Annotated in this window: 14 protein-coding genes; 13 read left to right on the forward strand and 1 reads right to left on the reverse strand. The window is 67.5% G+C overall.

Annotation, left to right across the window (positions count from 1 at the left end; genetic code table 11):
* The first annotated feature begins 10 nt into the window (after nucleotides 1-10).
* From ABIC16_RS05075 to ABIC16_RS05105, 7 genes are all read left to right on the forward strand, one after another.
* On the forward strand, nucleotides 11-499 hold the full coding sequence (locus ABIC16_RS05075; RefSeq protein WP_354290272.1) for a hypothetical protein: 489 nt from the start codon (nucleotides 11-13) through the stop codon (nucleotides 497-499).
* A 48-nt stretch (nucleotides 500-547) separates the two neighbouring features.
* A complete protein-coding gene (locus tag ABIC16_RS05080; RefSeq protein WP_354290273.1) occupies nucleotides 548-1,663 on the forward strand; it encodes a hypothetical protein in 1,116 nt (371 codons plus the stop codon).
* A 75-nt stretch (nucleotides 1,664-1,738) separates the two neighbouring features.
* On the forward strand, nucleotides 1,739-6,763 hold the full coding sequence (locus tag ABIC16_RS05085) for a DUF11 domain-containing protein (protein WP_354290274.1): 5,025 nt from the start codon (nucleotides 1,739-1,741) through the stop codon (nucleotides 6,761-6,763).
* An 8-nt stretch (nucleotides 6,764-6,771) separates the two neighbouring features.
* Nucleotides 6,772-7,293, forward strand: coding sequence for a hypothetical protein (locus ABIC16_RS05090; protein ID WP_354290275.1), 522 nt, complete (start codon nucleotides 6,772-6,774; stop codon nucleotides 7,291-7,293).
* Nucleotides 7,290-7,880: a PilZ domain-containing protein gene (locus tag ABIC16_RS05095; RefSeq protein ID WP_354290276.1), complete on the forward strand. Its 591-nt coding sequence runs from the start codon at nucleotides 7,290-7,292 to the stop codon at nucleotides 7,878-7,880. Before ABIC16_RS05090 ends, ABIC16_RS05095 begins: the two co-directional genes overlap by 4 nt.
* 92 nt (nucleotides 7,881-7,972) lie before the next feature.
* Nucleotides 7,973-8,443 carry a transcription antitermination factor NusB gene (nusB, locus tag ABIC16_RS05100; protein ID WP_277970095.1) on the forward strand — a complete coding sequence of 157 codons (471 nt, stop codon included), beginning with the start codon at nucleotides 7,973-7,975 and terminating at the stop codon, nucleotides 8,441-8,443.
* A gap of 2 nt (nucleotides 8,444-8,445) precedes the next feature.
* Complete coding sequence (locus ABIC16_RS05105) at nucleotides 8,446-8,622, forward strand: DUF4169 family protein (RefSeq protein WP_354290277.1); 177 nt, start codon at nucleotides 8,446-8,448, stop codon at nucleotides 8,620-8,622.
* Nucleotides 8,623-8,650: 28 nt separating this feature from the next.
* Here ABIC16_RS05105 and ABIC16_RS05110 read toward each other — a convergent pair whose 3' ends face one another.
* On the reverse strand, nucleotides 8,651-9,430 hold the full coding sequence (locus ABIC16_RS05110; protein ID WP_354290278.1) for a helix-turn-helix domain-containing protein: 780 nt from the start codon (nucleotides 9,428-9,430) through the stop codon (nucleotides 8,651-8,653).
* 86 nt (nucleotides 9,431-9,516) lie between these two features.
* On the opposite strand from ABIC16_RS05110, the gene thiL reads away from it, so the two are divergent.
* The 6 genes from thiL (at nucleotide 9,517) to ABIC16_RS05140 (ending at nucleotide 17,631) form a co-directional block, all read left to right on the forward strand.
* Entirely contained in the window at nucleotides 9,517-10,440 is a 924-nt protein-coding gene (gene thiL / locus ABIC16_RS05115) for a thiamine-phosphate kinase (protein ID WP_354290279.1), read from the forward strand.
* A 110-nt stretch (nucleotides 10,441-10,550) separates the two neighbouring features.
* Nucleotides 10,551-12,701 carry a sodium-translocating pyrophosphatase gene (locus ABIC16_RS05120; RefSeq protein WP_354290280.1) on the forward strand — a complete coding sequence of 717 codons (2,151 nt, stop codon included), beginning with the start codon at nucleotides 10,551-10,553 and terminating at the stop codon, nucleotides 12,699-12,701.
* Nucleotides 12,702-13,020: 319 nt separating this feature from the next.
* The gene (locus ABIC16_RS05125; RefSeq protein WP_354290281.1) at nucleotides 13,021-13,803 is read left to right on the forward strand and encodes an enoyl-CoA hydratase-related protein; all 783 of its coding nucleotides are present in this window, start codon (nucleotides 13,021-13,023) and stop codon (nucleotides 13,801-13,803) included.
* Complete coding sequence (gene scpA, locus ABIC16_RS05130; protein WP_354290282.1) at nucleotides 13,803-16,148, forward strand: methylmalonyl-CoA mutase; 2,346 nt, start codon at nucleotides 13,803-13,805, stop codon at nucleotides 16,146-16,148. Before ABIC16_RS05125 ends, scpA begins: the two co-directional genes overlap by 1 nt.
* Nucleotides 16,145-17,278, forward strand: a complete 1,134-nt coding sequence (gene bioB, locus ABIC16_RS05135) for a biotin synthase BioB (protein WP_354290283.1) — start codon at nucleotides 16,145-16,147, stop codon at nucleotides 17,276-17,278. Before scpA ends, bioB begins: the two co-directional genes overlap by 4 nt.
* The gene (locus ABIC16_RS05140; RefSeq protein ID WP_354290284.1) at nucleotides 17,269-17,631 is read left to right on the forward strand and encodes a lysozyme inhibitor LprI family protein; all 363 of its coding nucleotides are present in this window, start codon (nucleotides 17,269-17,271) and stop codon (nucleotides 17,629-17,631) included. The genes bioB and ABIC16_RS05140 overlap by 10 nt, the downstream gene beginning before the upstream one ends.
* The last annotated feature ends 22 nt before the right edge of the window (nucleotides 17,632-17,653 follow it).

Below are 17,653 nucleotides of genomic sequence, written 5' to 3' on the forward strand. Positions count from 1 at the left end.
GAGCCAGTCGATGCCCAACCCAATCCGTACGATCGCGCCGATCGCGATACCGCTCGCGGCGCTGCTGTGCGCTGCCCCCGCGCTCGCGGCAGGCCCGTTGCAGGTCGAAGCCAAGGTGCTGACCGAACAGAAGACTCGCGCGGCGGACGGCACGGTGCGGGTCGCGCTGGTGCCGGCGCGTCGGATCGTTCCGGGCGACCGCGTCACCTTCGTGCTCGCGTACCGCAATACCGGCGCGCAGCCGATCGGGAATGTCGTGCTCGACAACCCGGTTCCCAAGGGCATCGCCTATCGCGCGCCCGCCGCCACTTCCGCCGCGCCCGATCTTTCGGTCGACGGCAAGACCTTTGGGCCGCTTGCCAGCCTGCGCGTCGCCGCCGCCAACGGCACGACGCGCGCCGCGACCCCCGACGATGTCACCCATGTCCGGTGGCGGCTCGAGCGTCCGATCACGGCCGGCGCGCAGGGCCAACTCGCCTTCGATGCCGTCCTGCGATGATCCGCACCACCGTCCAATAAAAACACCGTGTAACAGGGAGTATACAACATGTTTCGAAACAGGGTTCGAACCTTGCTGCTGACGGGGTCGGCCGCGGTCGCCACCGTCGGGACCGCGCACGCGCAGACCGCGGCGCAGAATACGACGGCCGGCACGAGCATCAGCAATACCGCGTCGGTGACCTACACCGTCAACGGCACCGCGCAGACGACCAACTCGACCACCGCCACCTTCGTGGTCGATCGCAAGGTCAACTTCACCGTCATCGCGGACCAGGGTGGGACAAAGACGCAAGTGAACCTGGGGCAGGTGGATGCCGTCACCAAGTTCAAGGTGACCAACACGACCAACGGCATCCAGGATTTCTACCTCGATCCGGGTCAGTCGCTGATCGCCGACGGGCTGGTCACCGGGATCGACGATTTCGACATGAGCAGCCTGCGGGTGTTCGTCGATTCGAACAACAACGGCGTGTATGATGCCGGGGTCGATACCAAGACCTATGTCGACGAGCTCGCGCCGGATGCGTCTGTCGCGGTGTTCATCGTCGGCAACGTGCCGGGGTCGGGAACGCTCAGCCAGGCCAACGTCAACCTGCAGGTGATCGCGGCGGCCGGTGGCCTGTCGAACACCCGCGGCGACCTGCTGGTGCCGACCTTGCTCAACAGCGACGCCACCGTGGACATCGTCTTCGCCGACGACGACAATGACGGGATCGGCGTCGATCTTCCGCGCAACGGCGAGGGACGCGCCTATGCCTCGTATGAAATCGGGACGCGCAACGTCGCGCTGACGGTGACCAAGTCCGCGCTGGTGCTGTCGGACGGGGTCAGTTCGCTCAACCCCAAGGCGCTGCCGGGGGCGCTGGTGCAATATTGCCTGTTCGTCCGCAACGCCACGCTGACGGCGTCGGCCAACGGCGTCCAGCTCAACGACATCGTCCCCGCCAATACCACTTATGTTCCGGGATCGATCACGATCGGTACGCCGGGCGGCACCTGCGTGTCGCTCGGGTCGACCGAGGATGATGATGCGGACGATGCGACCGAGACCGACGGCGTCACCGCCTCGTTCAACAGCACCAACCGCAACGTCAACGCGATCGTCGGGAACGTCGGCGGCGGCGGTACGGTCGCGGTCGCGTTCAAGGTGACGATCAACTAGCCGCCTTCGCGCTCAATACTACAGGAGAAGTGTCCCTCCGGCGCGCGAAACCCGCGCGCCGGGGAACGCCCCGCCATGTCCAGATTCAGGCATATCGCGCACCTTGGCGCCCTTGCAGGGCTTGCCGCCGCCGTCCCCGGGACAGCGGCCGATGTGACGCGCATTGCCAATACGGCGACGCTCGGCTTCGACGCCTCGAGCGGCCGACAAACGATTTCCTCGAATACGGTCGCGCTCGACGTGACGCGCATCAAGCGTCCGACGACGCTCAGTTTCCGCCTGTTGCCCATCGGGTATCAGTTGACCGGGCTGAAGTGCGAAACGTCACCGCGAAAATTCACGCCCGCGCCGATCGACGTCGCGACGCTGGCCGCGGCGCCGAAGGTGGCCGCGATCGACATCACGTCACCGCTCATCCTGGTGCTCGACAATGTCGGCGGCAATCGCGACCCCAAGGTGCGCGAAACCTCGCACATCACCGTGACCACGTCGACCACGACGGGCGAAATCGACCTGCTCGAAACGGACGTCGACACCGGTGTGTTCGCGGGTGGTGTTCCCGAAAGCGGCGGCGGCTCGCCCGAACTCGCGCCATGCGACGTGACCCGCGGTCGCGGCGTCAATTTCACGCTGTCGTTCACCGAAGACGACTTCAGCCTCGCGTCGAGCGCGTCGGTGCTGGTCGATCCGGCGGGCTATGTGTTCGATTCGGCCACCGGCGCGCTGATCGACGGCGCGACGGTGTCGCTGCTCGACGACAACGACCAGCTCGCGATGGTGTTCGGCGACGATGGCGTCAGCCGCTACCCGGCGACCGTCATCAGCGGTGCGCAGGCGACCGATGCGAGCGGTCGTCTCTACGATTTCCCGCAGGGGAATTACCGTTTCCCGCTTGTCGCGCCCGGCGTCTATCACCTGCGGATCGTCCCGCCCGGGGTCTATACGGCGCCGACCACGCGGTCGCTGACCGACCTCACCGCCTTGCGCGACCCCAAGGGGCTGCCGTTCATCCTGAACGACGCGTCCTTCGGCAAACGCTTCAAGATCGACACCCCCAACCCGTTCTATTCGGACATTCCGCTCGATCGCGCCGGGCCGAGCGCGCTGTTGCTCGCCAAGACCGCATCGGTGCGCGAGGCGTCGCCGGGGGATTTCGTGCAATATCTGGTGAGCGTGACCAACCGGGGCACCGACACCGCGCGCAACGTTCATCTGACCGACATCCTGCCCGCCGGCCTGCGCTATGAGCGCGGATCGACGCGTGGCGCGAGCGAGGCCGTGCCCGGTGCGGACGGGCGCACGCTCGATTTCGCGGTCCCGCCGATCCCGGTCGGGCAGCGCGTCGACATTCGTTACGTCGTGTCGATCGCGCCGGGCGCGCCGACCGGCGAGGCGCTCAACCGCGTCCTTGCGGCGGGCAGCGCGGGCGCGACCAGCAACGAGGCGGCGGCATCGGTGCGGATCACGCCATTGCTGTTCACCAGCGGCTTCACGCTGATTGGTCGCGTGACCGAAGGCGGCTGCGGCGATCCCGACAGCGGGCGCGTCGGTATTCGGGGAATCCGGCTGGTGCTCGAGGACGGGACCTTCGTCGTTACCGACAAGGGCGGCTATTATCACGTCGAGGGCATCCGCCCGGGCCGACATGTCGTCCAGCTCGACACCAACAGCCTCCCCGCCTCGCACGAGCCCGTCGCCTGCGACAGCGACACGCGCACCGCGGGCAGCGCGATCTCGCGCTTCGTCGAGGCCGAGGGCGGGCTGCTCAAGCGCGTCGACTTCCAGCTCCGCCCGACCGGCGTCAAGGCCGCTGCCGCCAATGCCCTGCCGATCACGGTGGCGAGCGACAGCGTGGCGGCGGGCGACCGCGACTGGCTGACCGGGCAAGCGGCGGGGACCGAGATCCTGTTCCCGACCGCCGACACCAACCCACGCGCGCCGGTGACGCGGGTCGCGATCAAGCATCTTCCCGGGCAGCGGGTGGCGCTGAGCGTCAACGGCACGCTGGCCGACGTGCTCAATTTCGACACCACCGACACCAGCCCGGACAAGACCTTCGCGGTGTCGCGCTGGTCGGGGCTCGGGCTCAAGGACGGCGACAACCGGATCGTCGCGCGCGTGCTCGACGACTCGGGGCAGCTCGTCACCACGCTGGAACGCACGGTGCATTCGTCGACCGCCGCCGTCCGGGCGACCTATGCCGCTGCGCAAAGCCGGCTCGTCGCGGACGGCCTGACTCGGCCACTGATCGCGGTGCGGGTGACCGATCGCGACGGCCGCCCGGTCCGCGACGGGACCGTCGTCCCGTTCGCCGTCGACCAGCCCTACACCGCCGCGCTCGACGCCGACCTGGCGCAGCAGCGCCCGCTCGAAAGCCGTGGCCGCGCCGCCGCGACCGCGCGCGTCACCGGCGACGACGGCCTCGCGTTCATCGCGCTGGAACCGACGACGCAGGCGGGTGCGGTGCACGTCTCGGTCGCGCTGGCGGAGAAGGAGCAGGTCCACACCAGCGACATCCGCGCTTGGCTGTCAGGCGTGGCGCGCGACTGGATGGTGGTCGGCTTCGGCGCGGGCACGCTCGGCTACGATACGCTCAAGGCGCACAGCCGCATGCTCCCACGCGGGATGCGCGGCGGGGTCGTCACCGACGGGCAGCTCGCCTTCTACGCCAAGGGCCGGATCAAGGGGTCGTGGCTTGCGACGATCGCCTATGACAGCGATCGCAAGATCGACCGCAGCCGTGGGCTGCTCGGCACGATCGACCCGGATCGTTATTACACCGTCTATGGCGACGGCTCGCAGCAGGGCTATGACGCAGCGACCCAGCGCAAGCTGTACCTGCGGCTCGAACGCCGCAACCTGTACGCCATGCTCGGCGATTTCGAGACCGGGCTGACCGACACGCAGCTGACGCGCTACAGCCGCACGCTCAATGGCGTGAAGGCCGAATATCAGGGCAATCGCATCCTGTTCAGCGCGTTCGCGGCGAACACCGACCAGCTGTATGCGCGCGACGAGATCCAGGGGAACGGCCTGTCCGGCCCGTATCGCCTGTCAGGCCGCGACATCGTCCCCAACAGCGACAAGCTGCGGATCGAGACGCGCGACCGGATCCGGCCCGAGCTGGTGCTATCGGCCAAGTCACTGACTCGCCACATCGATTACGACATCGACGCGAGCGCGGGGACGATCCGCTTCCGCGAGCCCGTGCTGGGGCGCGACGGCGCGAACAACCCGGTGTTCATCGTCGTCGATTACGAAACCGAAGGCCGCACGCGACAGCTCGCGGCGGGCGGACGCACCGCGATCCGGCTGGCGAAGGGCCGCGCGCAGATCGGCGCGAGCCTGCTGCGCGACGAGAGCGCGGGCAACGCGACCGTCGCCGGGATCGACCTCAAGGCCAAGCCGACCGCCAACACCGAAATCCGCGGCGAGATCGCGACCGGCGGGCGGCTGGGCATCGGATCCGGGCGGGCGTGGCTGGCCGAGGGCGAGGTCCACGTCCGGCGCGCCGACGTGCTCGTCTATGGCCGCAGCCAGGACCGGAGCTTCGGGCTCGGCCAGCAGAACGTGGTCGAGGCGGGGACGCGCAAGTTCGGCATCGACGGGCGCGTCGCGCTTGCCGACAAGCTCGCGCTGACGCTGACCGCGTGGAACGCGACGCAGCTCGACACCCCCGGCACGCGCACCGCCGCCGAGACCCGGCTCGAATATCGCCGGACGCACGGGACGCTGTTCGTCGGCGGGACCTATGCCGACGACCGCGGGATCGATGGCCAAGCGCGGCATTCGCGACTGCTGACGCTCGGCGGGACGCAGGACCTGTTCGGCGGCAAGCTGGTGATCGGCGCGCAGGCGCAGATCGCGCCGGGTGGCGACAAGGAGAGCGTCGACTTCCCCTTGCGCCAGCAACTCACCGCCGCGTTGCGGGTGCGTGAGGGGATCCGCCTGCTCGCCGGCTACGAGATTTCGCAAGGGCGCGATTTCACCGCCAACACCGCGCGCGTCGGGTTCGACGTCGCGCCGTGGTCGGGCGCCAAACTGATGAGCACGCTCAACCAGCAGGCCGCGAGCCAGGCGGAGCTGCCGGTCGGCAACACCGCGTCGACCGGCGGCGAGAACGGCCAGCGGACCTATGCGCAATATGGCCTCAACCAGTCGATCAAGCTCGGCAAGCGCTGGACCTTGGACTTGACGCTCGACGCCAACAGCACGCTGCGCGGGCGGGTGCCGACCGGCGCGCTGGTCAACGCCTTCGCGAGCACCGCCAACACGCCGATCGCGGGGCAGTACGGCAATGACGGCGACTATGTCGCGGCGACGCTCGGCGCGGGCTATCGTGCCGAACGCTGGTCGTGGAACGGGCGCGTCGAATATCGCCGGTCCGACCAGAGCAACCGCTGGACGATCAACACCGACGCGCTGCGCTCGCTCGGCCAGGGCCGGACGCTGGCGGCGAGCGTGCGCTATTCGGACCTGACCGACACGCGCGGCGCGCGCGCCGCCTTCGGCACCGCCGACCTCGCGCTCGCGCTGCGCCCGCAGGACAGCCGCTGGTCGCTGCTCGAGCGGCTGCAGGTCCGCAACGAACATGCCGATGCCGGGATCACCGGCACCAACGTGATCGGCGTGCCCGCCTTCGGCGGCGGCTTCCAGTCGACGCTGCGGCTGATCAACAACGTCGCGGTCAACTATCGCACCGGGCCGGAAGGCGCGGGCCACGGGTTCGAGGCAACGGTCTATTATGGCGCGAAATGGGTGCGGGGCGCGTTCGGCGAGGACGATTACACCGGCTATATCGACGTGATCGGGTTCGATCTGCGCCGCGACCTGGGCCGCCGCTTCGACATCGGGGTGCAGGGTTCGGTTCAGCACGCCTGGGATCGCGGCAGCGTCGCGTTCAGCGGCGGGCCGTCCGCGGGCGTGTCGCCTGCCAAGAACGTGTGGGTTTCGGTCGGCTACAACATCACCGGCTATCGCGACCGCGATTTCGAGGCGGATCGCTACACCCGCTCGGGCGCCTATGTCACCGCCCGCCTCAAGTTCGACCAATGGTCGCTCGGGCGCGCGGGTCGCACGATCTTCGGGGGGGCGAAGTGATGCGGCGGATGATGGCCGGTCTCGCGGCGCTGGGTGTTGCCATCTTGCCCGCTGCGGCACGCGCGGATCCGCTGACCGTGACCAAGACCGCGGCGGTCGTCTCGGACCAGATCAGCACCGTCGCGCCCAAGGCGCTTCCCGGCGCGACGGTCGATTATCGCGTATTGTTCAGCAACCCGTCGGGCAACCTGCTGACCCCGGTGCGCAACATCACCATCGACGACGTCTTGCCGACGCGCGTGGTGCTGCGCGTCGCGGATATTGCCGCTGCGGGGAAGGGGCCGGTCGAGTTTCTCGACGGCAGTCTGCTGGGGCTCGGGCTGGGGGGCAGCGGGCTGAGCTGCGGCTTCACCTCCTATGCCAGCACGACCGACTGCATCGACTTCTCCGACGGGACGAGCTGGAGCTACGTCCCGAGCCCAGACGCCGACGGCTATGACGCGCGGGTCCGCGCGATCCGGGTCAAGCCGGTCACCACTTTCGCAACCAACGGTTCCTTCCAGATCCGATACAGGGTGAAGATCCAATGACCTACATGCCACCGATCGCGAAAATGGGCATTGTCGCCGAACGCCGCGAGGACCAGCGCTACCGGCGTGTCCTTGCGACCGGCAAGCTGATCCTCAACGATTGCGAGATGTTCTGCTTCGTCCGCGACTTGTCGGTCGGCGGCGCCAAGATCGAGACGCTGACGGTGCCGCCGATCGGGCAACGGCTTGCGTTCGAGATGCGTGGGCTCGGCCCGTGCGGCGCGCGCGTCGTGTGGAACCGGGAGCATCTGGTCGGGCTGGCGTTCGATACGCCGCAGGATCTCGCCACGGTGTCGGATCGCGGGACGCGGCAGGGCTATTGCGCGCGCGCGCCGCGCTTTGCGACCGATCGACTGGCGCACCTGCGGGTCGCGGGGGCGACGGTCGCGGTCGAGCTGGTCGATCTGAGCGCGGGTGGCGCGCGGCTGCGGGGTGTCGAGGGGCTTCGCTGCGATACGCCCGCCAGCCTGATCTTCGATCATATCGCGCCGCGCCGGGGTTTCATCCGCTGGGCGCGCGACGGCGACGTCGGGTTGCAATTCACGCCCATCCTGGATTTGCCGACGCTGATGCAGATCCTGCGCTGACGCCGCCGCCGATGCGGGGGGTTTTGGGCGCTTGGCCCGCCGCGCAAAACCCACGGTTCCCGTCCGCGGCTTTTTCGCTTAAGGGCCGCGCAATGTCTTCCCATTCCACTCCCCGCACCGCCCCGCGCTCCAAGGCGCGCGCCGCCGCTCGCCTTGCCGCCGTCCAGGCGCTGTACCAGCATGACATGGAAGCCACCGCGATCCCGGTGCTGCTCCATGAATTCCACAATCACCGCCTCGGCGCGACGATCGAGGATGCCGAATATGCCGAGCCCGAAGTCGATTTCTTCGACGACGTGGTGAAGGGCACGACCGCGCGCCTGTCCGAGATCGACACCGCGATTGCGGGCAAGCTGGCGGCGGGGTGGAACCTCGCGCGGCTCGACAAGGCGATGCGTGCGATCCTGCGCGCGGGGACGTATGAATTGCTGGCGCGTGCAGATGTGCCGACCGGCGCGGTCATCACCGAATATGTCGACGTCGCGCACGCGTTCTTCGACAAGCGAGAGTCGGGGTTCGTCAACGGGCTGCTCGACGCGATCGCCAAGGACGTGCGCGGCTGAGCATGGCGGAGGTCATCAACCTCCGCCGCGCGCGCAAGGCCCGCGCGCGCGATGCGGCGGCGGAAGGGGCCGCCGTCAACCGCGCTGCGTTCGGGCGGACCAAGGCGGAGCGCGATGCCACGACAGCGGACGCCGAGCGGCAGGCACGGCTGCTCGACGGAGCGAAACGCGAGGAGTGAGCCCTCGCGCCCGATCTGCCAGCGATCGCTAGTCGATGGTCACTGCGACGATGCGCCAGGCGCCGTCTTCCTGTTCGAGCGTGACCGTCTCGACCGCCTCCGCCTTGTTCGCGAAGGCAGTGCGAAATTTGACCACCTGATAGCCTTCCGGCGGCGCCGGTAAATATTGCTGGCTCTCCAGCACACGCGAAACCATTCCTCCCAACGGCACGCGTGCTTTGTTCGATGCCGCCGTCCAGACTTGGACCGAGTTGGCCTTGCGGAATGCCTTGCCGGTCAGGCGATAGCTGTCGTCCCAGCGGGACTGGTCGAGCAGCGCCAGCCAATTCCGGGCGGTGTCGACCACCGCTGCATTGGGCGCCTTGGCGCTATCTGCCGGGGGCGGCACGGGGGGCGCACTGTGCGGCATTGCGAGGAGCGCAAGGAGCGCGAGGGCAAGCGTCATGACGAGGACTCCGATCAGCATTGCGGGGCGGCGAGCGGCCGGCCCGACGCCCTTGCCGGGCGCCTCGTCCTGATCCGGCGCGGAGGAGGGCGCGTCTTCCCCGATTTGCGTGTCCCCGGACAATTCGGGGGTGGGCGGCGCGCTTCGCTCGCCCTCGGCTTCGAACAGGATGCGCGCGGCCTCGCGGCTGCTCGACACCGCCATCTTGCGGCGCGCGTCGCGGAGGCGTTCGTTGATCGTGTGGACCGAGAGGTTGAGGCTGCGCGCGGTGGATTTGGCATCGTGCCCACGGACGATCAGGCGAAGGGTCTGCTTCTCCTTTTCGGTGAGCGTGCCGATTCCGTCTCTTGCCGTCATGGTCATGGCGAAGACCCTAGTTGCGCGCCGTGGCGCGGCTACCCCGAAAAATTCGTACCTGTGGTGCTGCCACTCCCGCTAGACCCCAGCGCATGACCGAAGCCGAATTCCTCGTCGCCCTGCGGCGCCTGCCGCTCCATCCGGGCGCGCTCGATCTGCGCGACGATGCGGCGCGGCTGGGGGATCTGGTGCTCACCACCGATACGCTGGTGGAGGGGGTGCATTACCTTCCCGACGATCCGGCGGGGGACGTGGCGTGGAAGCTGGTCGCGACCAACTTGTCCGATCTCGCCGCCAAGGGGGCGGTGCCGCTGGGGGTAATGCTCAACTATCCGCTGCGGGCGGTACCGTCTTCGCCGGAGGAAGCGGGACATTGGGACGCCGCTTTCCTCGAAGGCTTTGCGCACGCCCTGACGATGCTCGCCGCCCCGCTGCTTGGCGGCGATACCGTATCGCTGCCGGCGCACGCCCCCCGAGTCATCACGCTGACCGCGATTGGCCAGGCCAGCGCCGCACCGATCCGGACCGGCGCGCGCGCTGGGGACATGCTGTACGTGACCGGTACGATCGGGGACGCCGGGGCCGGACTCAGCGTGGCGCAGGGGACGGTCGGTCCCGCCGCGCTGCTCGCCGCTTATCGCCGCCCGCAGCCACGTCTCGTCGAAGGTCGTGCTCTGGCCGGCGTCGTCACCGCGATGATGGACGTTTCCGACGGTTTGCTGATCGACGCGCAACGGATGGGCGCGGCAAGTGGCCTTGCCGTCATGGTCGATCTTGCCAAAGTCCCGCTCTCCGACGCCTATCGCACCTTCGCCGGGGATGACCGCGCCGCCAGGCTCGCAGCAGCGACGGCGGGGGACGATTACCAGCTGTTGTTCGCAGCCGCCCCCGGCGTCGCTGTCCCTTGTGCGGCGACATGCGTAGGCCTGTTCGCCGCCGGCAATGGCCTGATGCTCGTCGATGAAACCGAAGCCGTTCCGATCCCCGGCAATCTTGGGTTTCAGCACAACCGGTAAGCCCAAGCCGCGCGCGCTTGCCAACCCGTCCTCCACCTGTAGGATGACCCCCAAGAGCGGGGACGAGACCGCAGTCGCGATCCTTGCCAACCCTCAGGGAAAGGAAACGCATGACGATCGTCTATGCCGCCATCATCTGTGGCCTGATCGCCGTCGCTTACGGCGCGATCACCAGCCAGCAGGTCCTCCGAGCGCCCGCGGGCAACGAAAAGATGCAGGATATCGCCGCCGCGATCCAGGAGGGGGCGAAGGCCTATCTCGGGCGGCAATATCGCACGATCGCGGTGGTCGGTGTCATCGTCCTGCTGTTGGTGTGGGTGTTCCTCGACGGGATGCGGACGCCCGTCTCCGCGCTGAGCTTTGCATTGGGCGCGGTGCTGTCGGGCGTGGCGGGGTATGTCGGGATGAACATCTCAGTCCGCGCGAACGTGCGGACCGCGGAGGCGGCGCGGACCTCGCTCCAGGGCGGGCTGACGATGGCGTTCCGCTCGGGCGCGGTGACGGGGTTGCTCGTTGCGGGGCTCGGGTTGCTGTCGATCTCGGGGACGTTCCTGTATCTCGCGGGGCCGAACGGTGCCGACGCGGGCGCGCCGGTGGTGGTCAAGGCGCTGACCGCGCTGGCGTTCGGCGCATCGCTCATTTCGATCTTCGCGCGGCTGGGCGGCGGCATCTTCACCAAGGCGGCAGATGTCGGCGCGGATCTGGTCGGCAAGGTCGAGGCGGGAATTCCCGAGGACGACCCGCGCAATCCCGCGACGATCGCCGATAACGTCGGCGACAATGTCGGCGATTGCGCGGGGATGGCGGCGGATCTGTTCGAGACCTATGTCGTCACGATCGGCGTGACGATGATCTCGGTCGCGCTCGCGCTCAAGAATGCGGATCATTTGCTGAGTGTGATGACGCTGCCGCTGATCGTCGGCGGGGTGTGCATTTTGACCTCGATCCTTGGCACCTATGCGGTGCGGCTTGGGTCGGGCACGATCATGGGGGCGCTCTACAAGGGGTTCTGGCTGAGCGTGGGCCTGTCGATCCCGGCGATTTATATCGTCACGCGCTACACACTTGGGGACATGGATGCGCGGATCGGCGGCAACGCCTTCCTTGACGCCGCCACCCCCGAAGCGATCGCGGGGATGGCGGCGACGAGCTTTACCGGCATGCAATTGTTCTGGTGCATGATGATCGGGCTGGCGGTGACCGGCCTGCTGGTGTGGATCACCGAATATTATACCGGCACCAATTTCCGCCCGGTCCGCTCGATCGCCAAGGCGTCCGAGACGGGGCATGGCACCAACGTGATCCAGGGGCTCGCGATCAGCCTCGAATCGACCGCGCTACCGACGCTGGTGATCGTCGTCGCGGTGATCGCGGCGTATCAACTGGCGGGGGTGATCGGGATTGCTTTTGCCGCGACTGCAATGTTGGCGCAGGCAGGGATGGTGGTTGCGCTCGATGCGTATGGACCGGTGACCGACAATGCGGGCGGGATCGCCGAGATGGCGGGGCTGCCCGATGACGTGCGGCATCGCACCGATGCATTGGACGCGGTCGGCAACACCACCAAGGCGGTGACCAAGGGGTATGCGATCGGGTCGGCGGCGCTAGCAGCGCTGGTGCTGTTCAATGCCTATACGTCGGATCTGGCGCGTGATTTCCCGACGCTTACGGTCAATTTTGCTTTGTCCAACCCTTACGTCATCGTCGGGCTGCTGCTCGGCGCGTTGCTGCCCTATCTGTTCGGCGCGATGGGGATGACCGCGGTCGGGCGCGCGGCGGGCGCTGTCGTCGAGGAGGTCCGCGCGCAGTTCCGCGACAATCCGGGGATCATGCTCGGCACCAGCCGGCCGAATTATGCGCGGACGGTCGATCTCGTGACGCGTGCGGCGATCCGCGAGATGATCGTCCCGTCGCTGCTCCCGGTGTTGTCGCCGATCCTGGTGTATTTCGTGGTCACCTTCGTCGCGGGGCAGGCCGAGGGGTTCGCGGCGCTGGGCGCGATGTTGCTCGGGGTGATCGTGTCGGGGCTGTTCGTTGCGATTTCGATGACGTCGGGCGGCGGCGCGTGGGACAATGCCAAGAAGTTCATCGAGGATGGGAATTACGGCGGCAAGGGGTCCGAGGCGCATAAGGCGGCGGTGACGGGGGATACGGTGGGGGATCCGTATAAGGATACGGCGGGGCCGGCGGTGAATCCGATGATCAAGATTACGAATATCGTGGCGTTGCTGTTGCTCGCCGCGCTGGCGGCGGCGGGGTGAGGGGTGCGTGTCGTCCGCCCTGCCCCCCGGCGAAGGGGAGACCTTTGCAAGGCAATCGAAGGTTTGATCGTGACCCCTTGCCCCACAAGCTGCCGTCATGCTGAACTTGTTTCAGCATCCACCGCGCAACGGGCTCAGTCCGGACTCGTGGAGGGCTGGATCCTGAAACGCGTTCAGGATGACGGACGGTTTTGCAAACCTCTCGTCTTCGCGGGATGACGGAAGGAGGCGGCGATCCCGTTCTCTTCAACCAATGGATTGGGGTGAACAAAGCCCCGCCTTACGCTACCACGCGGCCAACGTTTCCAAGGACAAACCGATGCCCGACCCGATGATCCAGACCGAGCGGCGCGGCGATGTGTTGATCGTGATGCTCAACCGCCCCGACCGGCTCAACGCCGCCCCGCCGCAGATGTTCGCGGACCTCCGCGCCGCGCTGACCACGCTGGACGGCGCACGGGCGGTGCTGATTGCGGCGGCGGGGCGGGGGTTTTGTTCGGGTGCGGATGTCGGCGGTGGGGCACTCGGGAGCGAGGACCCCGGCAACGCGACCTTCAAGGCACTGACCGAAGCCTATAACCCGACGATCGCCGCGATCGCCGACCTGTCCGTTCCCGTCGTCAGCGCGGTGCGCGGGCCTGCCGCGGGGATCGGGTGCAGCCTCGCGCTCGCCGCCGATTTCTGCGTCGCGAGCGAGACTGCCTATTTCCTTCAGGCTTTCGTCAACATCGGGCTCGTGCCGGATGGTGGCGCGTCGTGGATGCTCCCGCGGCTGATCGGCCGCGCGCGCGCGACCGAGATGATGCTGCTCGGCGAACGCGTTCCGGCCGCCAAGGCGCTCGACTGGGGGATGATCCACAAGGTTGTGGCCGACGACGTGCTCGATGCCGAAGCGGTCGCATTGGCGGAACGGCTCGCCGCCGGGCCGACCGTCGCGATGGGGCTGATCCGGCGCCAGATCCGCCATGCTTACGAGGCCGACTACGCCACGGCGATGCTGCGGGAGGCCGAAAACCAGCGGCATGTCCGCGGGACCGCCGATTCGATGGAAGGCGGCATGGCCTTCTTGCAGAAACGAAAGCCACAGTTCACAGGAACCTGATGGTAGAGATTGAAACCAATTCGGGTGAGGATGCCGGCAGCACGCCGGCCCCGCGCGATCTTCCCGAGCCGAGCAAGCGCCCGACGCTCGATGCCTGGGCGGCGGCGGCGGCGAAGGAGGTCAAGGGCAGGGACCTGACCTGGCACACGCCCGAAGGGATCGACGTCAAGCCGCTGTACACCGCGGCGGACGTGGCGGAGATCGACCCCGGTCTCCCCGGCTTCGCGCCGTTCACGCGCGGCGTGCGCGCGTCGATGTATGCGGGGCGGCCGTGGACGATCCGGCAGTACGCCGGGTTTTCGACCGCCGAGGCGTCGAACGCTTTCTACCGCCGCAACCTCGCCGCCGGGCAGAAGGGGCTGTCGGTCGCGTTCGATCTTGCGACGCATCGTGGCTATGACAGCGACCATCCGCGCGTGACCGGCGATGTCGGCAAGGCCGGCGTCGCGATCGATACGATCGACGACATGAAGATCCTGTTCGACGGGATTCCGCTCGACAAGATGTCGGTCAGCATGACGATGAACGGCGCAGTGATCCCGATCCTCGCCTTCTTCATCGTCGCGGGCGAAGAACAGGGCGTGCCGCAGCATTTGCTCGACGGGACCATCCAGAACGACATCCTCAAGGAGTTCATGGTCCGCAACACGTATATCTACCCGCCCGCGCCTTCGATGCGGATCATCTCGGACATCATCGGCTACACGTCGGCGCACATGCCGAAGTTCAACTCTATCTCGATCTCCGGCTATCACATGCAGGAAGCGGGCGCGACGCAGCTTCAGGAGCTGGCGTTCACGATCGCGGACGGGCGCGAGTACGCCAAGGCGGCGATGGCGTCCGGGCTCGACCTCGATGCGTTCGCCGGGCGGCTGAGCTTCTTCTTCGCGATCGGCATGAACTTCTTCATGGAGATCGCCAAGCTGCGTGCGGCGCGCAAGCTGTGGCACCGGGTGATGACCGATCTCGGCGCGAAGGACGAGCGTTCCAAGATGCTGCGGACGCATTGCCAGACGAGCGGCGTGTCGCTGACCGAGCAGGACCCGTATAACAACGTGATCCGCACCACGGTCGAGGCGATGGCGGCGATGCTGGGGGGGACGCAGAGCCTCCACACCAATGCACTCGACGAGGCGATCGCGCTGCCGACCGACTTCTCCGCACGGATCGCGCGCAACACGCAGATCGTGCTGCAGGAAGAGACGGGGATGACCAAGGTCGTCGATCCCCTGGGCGGCAGCTATTATATCGAGAGCCTGACCGAGGAACTCGTTGAGAAGGCGTGGGAGATCATCCAGCGCGTCGAGGCCGAGGGCGGGATGGCGCAGGCGGTCGCGGCGGGATGGCCCAAGGCGATGATCGAGGAAGCGTCTGCCGGTCGTGCCGCGCGGGTCGACAAGGGCGAGGACGTCATCGTCGGCGTCAACAAGTACAAATTGTCCGAGCAGGACCCGATCGACATTCTCGACGTAGATAACGTCGCGGTGCGCGAGGCGCAGATCGCGCGGATCGCGAAGTCCAAGGCAGGGCGTGACGAGGCGAAGTGCCAGGCGGCGCTGAACGCGTTGCGCGAGGGTGCGCGCAAATCCTCCCCCGCCATGGCGGGGGAGGGGGACCGTAAGCATTCAGCGAACGGTGGAGGGGTCGATCCGGGCGCAGCGTCTGTGGCGGAACCCCTCCGTCAGCCTTCGGCTGCCACCTCCCCCGCCGGGGGAGGAATGGAGTCGAACCTTCTCGCGCTTGCGGTCGAATGTGCGCGGCAGCGGGCGACGCTTGGCGAGATTTCCTCCGCGATGGAGGATGTGTTCGGGCGCTACGATACCGTGCCGACGCCGGTTTCGGGCATTTACGGCGGCGCGCATGAGTTCGACGCGGCGTGGCAGGGGCTGAAGGAAGGCGTCGTCTCGCTCGAGACGCGCAATGGCCGTCGCCCGCGGATGCTCGTCGCGAAGATGGGGCAGGACGGGCATGACCGCGGCGCGAACCTCGTGTCGTCGGCGTTCGGCGATCTCGGGTTCGAGGTGGTGCCGGGGCCGTTGTTCCAGACGCCCGCCGAGGCCGCCGCGCTCGCGATCGCGCGCGATGTCGACGTGGTGGGCGCGTCGTCGCTTGCGGCGGGGCACAAGACGCTGATCCCCGAGCTGATCGGGCATTTGCGCGAGGCGGGGCGCGGCGACATCAAGGTGATCGCGGGCGGAGTGATCCCCGCGCAGGATTATCAGGTGCTGCGCGATGCGGGCGTGCAGGGGATTTTCGGGCCCGGGACCAATCTGGTCGAGGCGGCGGGCGAAGTGTTGCGATTGCTGGGGCATAATATGCCCCCGGTTGAGGGAAATGTGGAATGACTGATGGACTGACCGCCGTTCAAAGCCCCTCCCCCTTGGGGGAGGGGTTGGGGTGGGGCCGTGCAGCGGACTCAACCGATGTCGGGCTCGGTGAGACTTCCCCCACCCCCATCCCCTCCCCTGAAGGGGAGGGGCGGACCAGGAACGACTGGACGCGCCAGGAAATCGCCGCGTTGTTCGATCTTCCCTTCGACGAACTGATGTTCCGCGCGCAGACCACCCACCGCGCGCATCATGCCGCGGGGCAGGTGCAGCTTTGCACGCTCTTGTCGATCAAGACCGGCGGCTGCCCCGAGGATTGCGGGTACTGCAACCAGTCCGCCAGCGCCGACACCGAGCTGAAAGCCAGCAAGCTGATGGACGTTCGTGCCGTCCTGCAATCCGCCGCGCAGGCGCGCGACGCGGGGTCGCAGCGGTTCTGCATGGGCGCGGCGTGGCGCAACCCCAAGGACAAGGACATGCCCGCGATCATCGAGATGGTGCAGGGCGTCCGCCAGATGGGGATGGAAACCTGCATGACGCTCGGCATGCTGACGCCGAGCCAGGCGGAGCAGCTCGCCGACGCAGGGCTCGATTATTACAACCACAACATCGACACGAGCCCCGAGAAATACGCCGAGGTCATCACCACGCGCACCTTCCAGGACCGGCTCGATACGCTCGATCATGTGCGCGAGGCGGGGATCAACGTGTGCTGCGGCGGGATCGTCGGGATGGGCGAGACGCGCGGCGACCGCGTCGGCTTCATTCATGCGCTCGCCACTTTGCCGCGCCACCCGGAGAGCGTGCCGGTCAATGCGCTGGTGCCGGTCAAGGGCACGGTGCTCGGCAACATGCTCGCCGACACGCCGCTCGCCGCGATCGACGAGATCGAGTTCGTCCGCACCGTCGCGGTCGCGCGGATCACGATGCCGCTGAGCATGGTGCGCTTGTCCGCTGGGCGCGAGAGCATGTCCGATGCGACGCAGGCGCTGTGCTTCATGGCGGGCGCGAACTCGATCTTCACCGGCGACAAGCTGCTCACCACGGGCAATGCCGGCGACGACAAGGACGCCGCGTTGCTGGCCAAGCTCGGGCTCGTCCCGATGGTTGGGGAAGAACCGATGCGGAAGGAAAAGACATGCTGTTGATCGCGTTGCTGATGGCCACGGCCGCGCCGGTCCAGACCCAGGCGGCAATGAACCGCACCGCCGGGTCGAGCTATGCGCAGGCCGATGCGGCCATGACCGCGCAGTGGAAGCGGACCTACGCCTATATGAAGCGCCGCGACGCGCAGGACACGTCGCGCGGCGGCGGGTTCGGTTATGCGGGCGCGCTGCTCGAGAGCCAGCGCGCGTGGCTCAAGTTTCGCGACACGCAGTGCGTGATCGAGGGCGGGCAATATGCGGGCGGGTCGGCGCAGGGCATGACGATGGCGGCCTGTCGGACCAGCCTGACGCGGGCGCGCACTGCGCAGCTCAAATCGATGATCTGGTACCAATAACGATCAGTCCGCACCCGGCATC

The sequence above is a fragment of the Sphingomonas sp. PvP055 genome, from assembly GCF_040546365.1.
GTDB classification, from domain to species: domain Bacteria; phylum Pseudomonadota; class Alphaproteobacteria; order Sphingomonadales; family Sphingomonadaceae; genus Sphingomonas; species Sphingomonas echinoides_A.

Bases quoted from the DNA above. Each gene is read 5' to 3' on its own strand.
- ABIC16_RS05075 (WP_354290272.1), top strand. From the start codon at position 11: ATGCCCAACCCAATCCGTACGATCGCGCCGATCGCGATACCGCTCGCG.
- nusB (WP_277970095.1), top strand. From the start codon at position 7,973: ATGTCTTCCCATTCCACTCCCCGCACCGCCCCGCGCTCCAAGGCGCGC.
- bioB (WP_354290283.1), top strand. From the start codon at position 16,145: ATGACTGATGGACTGACCGCCGTTCAAAGCCCCTCCCCCTTGGGGGAG.
- scpA (WP_354290282.1), top strand. From the start codon at position 13,803: ATGGTAGAGATTGAAACCAATTCGGGTGAGGATGCCGGCAGCACGCCG.
- ABIC16_RS05110 (WP_354290278.1), bottom strand. From the start codon at position 9,430: ATGACCATGACGGCAAGAGACGGAATCGGCACGCTCACCGAAAAGGAG.
- thiL (WP_354290279.1), top strand. From the start codon at position 9,517: ATGACCGAAGCCGAATTCCTCGTCGCCCTGCGGCGCCTGCCGCTCCAT.
- ABIC16_RS05090 (WP_354290275.1), top strand. From the start codon at position 6,772: ATGATGGCCGGTCTCGCGGCGCTGGGTGTTGCCATCTTGCCCGCTGCG.
- ABIC16_RS05080 (WP_354290273.1), top strand. From the start codon at position 548: ATGTTTCGAAACAGGGTTCGAACCTTGCTGCTGACGGGGTCGGCCGCG.
- ABIC16_RS05085 (WP_354290274.1), top strand. From the start codon at position 1,739: ATGTCCAGATTCAGGCATATCGCGCACCTTGGCGCCCTTGCAGGGCTT.
- ABIC16_RS05120 (WP_354290280.1), top strand. From the start codon at position 10,551: ATGACGATCGTCTATGCCGCCATCATCTGTGGCCTGATCGCCGTCGCT.
- ABIC16_RS05125 (WP_354290281.1), top strand. From the start codon at position 13,021: ATGCCCGACCCGATGATCCAGACCGAGCGGCGCGGCGATGTGTTGATC.
- ABIC16_RS05140 (WP_354290284.1), top strand. From the start codon at position 17,269: ATGCTGTTGATCGCGTTGCTGATGGCCACGGCCGCGCCGGTCCAGACC.
- ABIC16_RS05095 (WP_354290276.1), top strand. From the start codon at position 7,290: ATGACCTACATGCCACCGATCGCGAAAATGGGCATTGTCGCCGAACGC.
- ABIC16_RS05105 (WP_354290277.1), top strand. From the start codon at position 8,446: ATGGCGGAGGTCATCAACCTCCGCCGCGCGCGCAAGGCCCGCGCGCGC.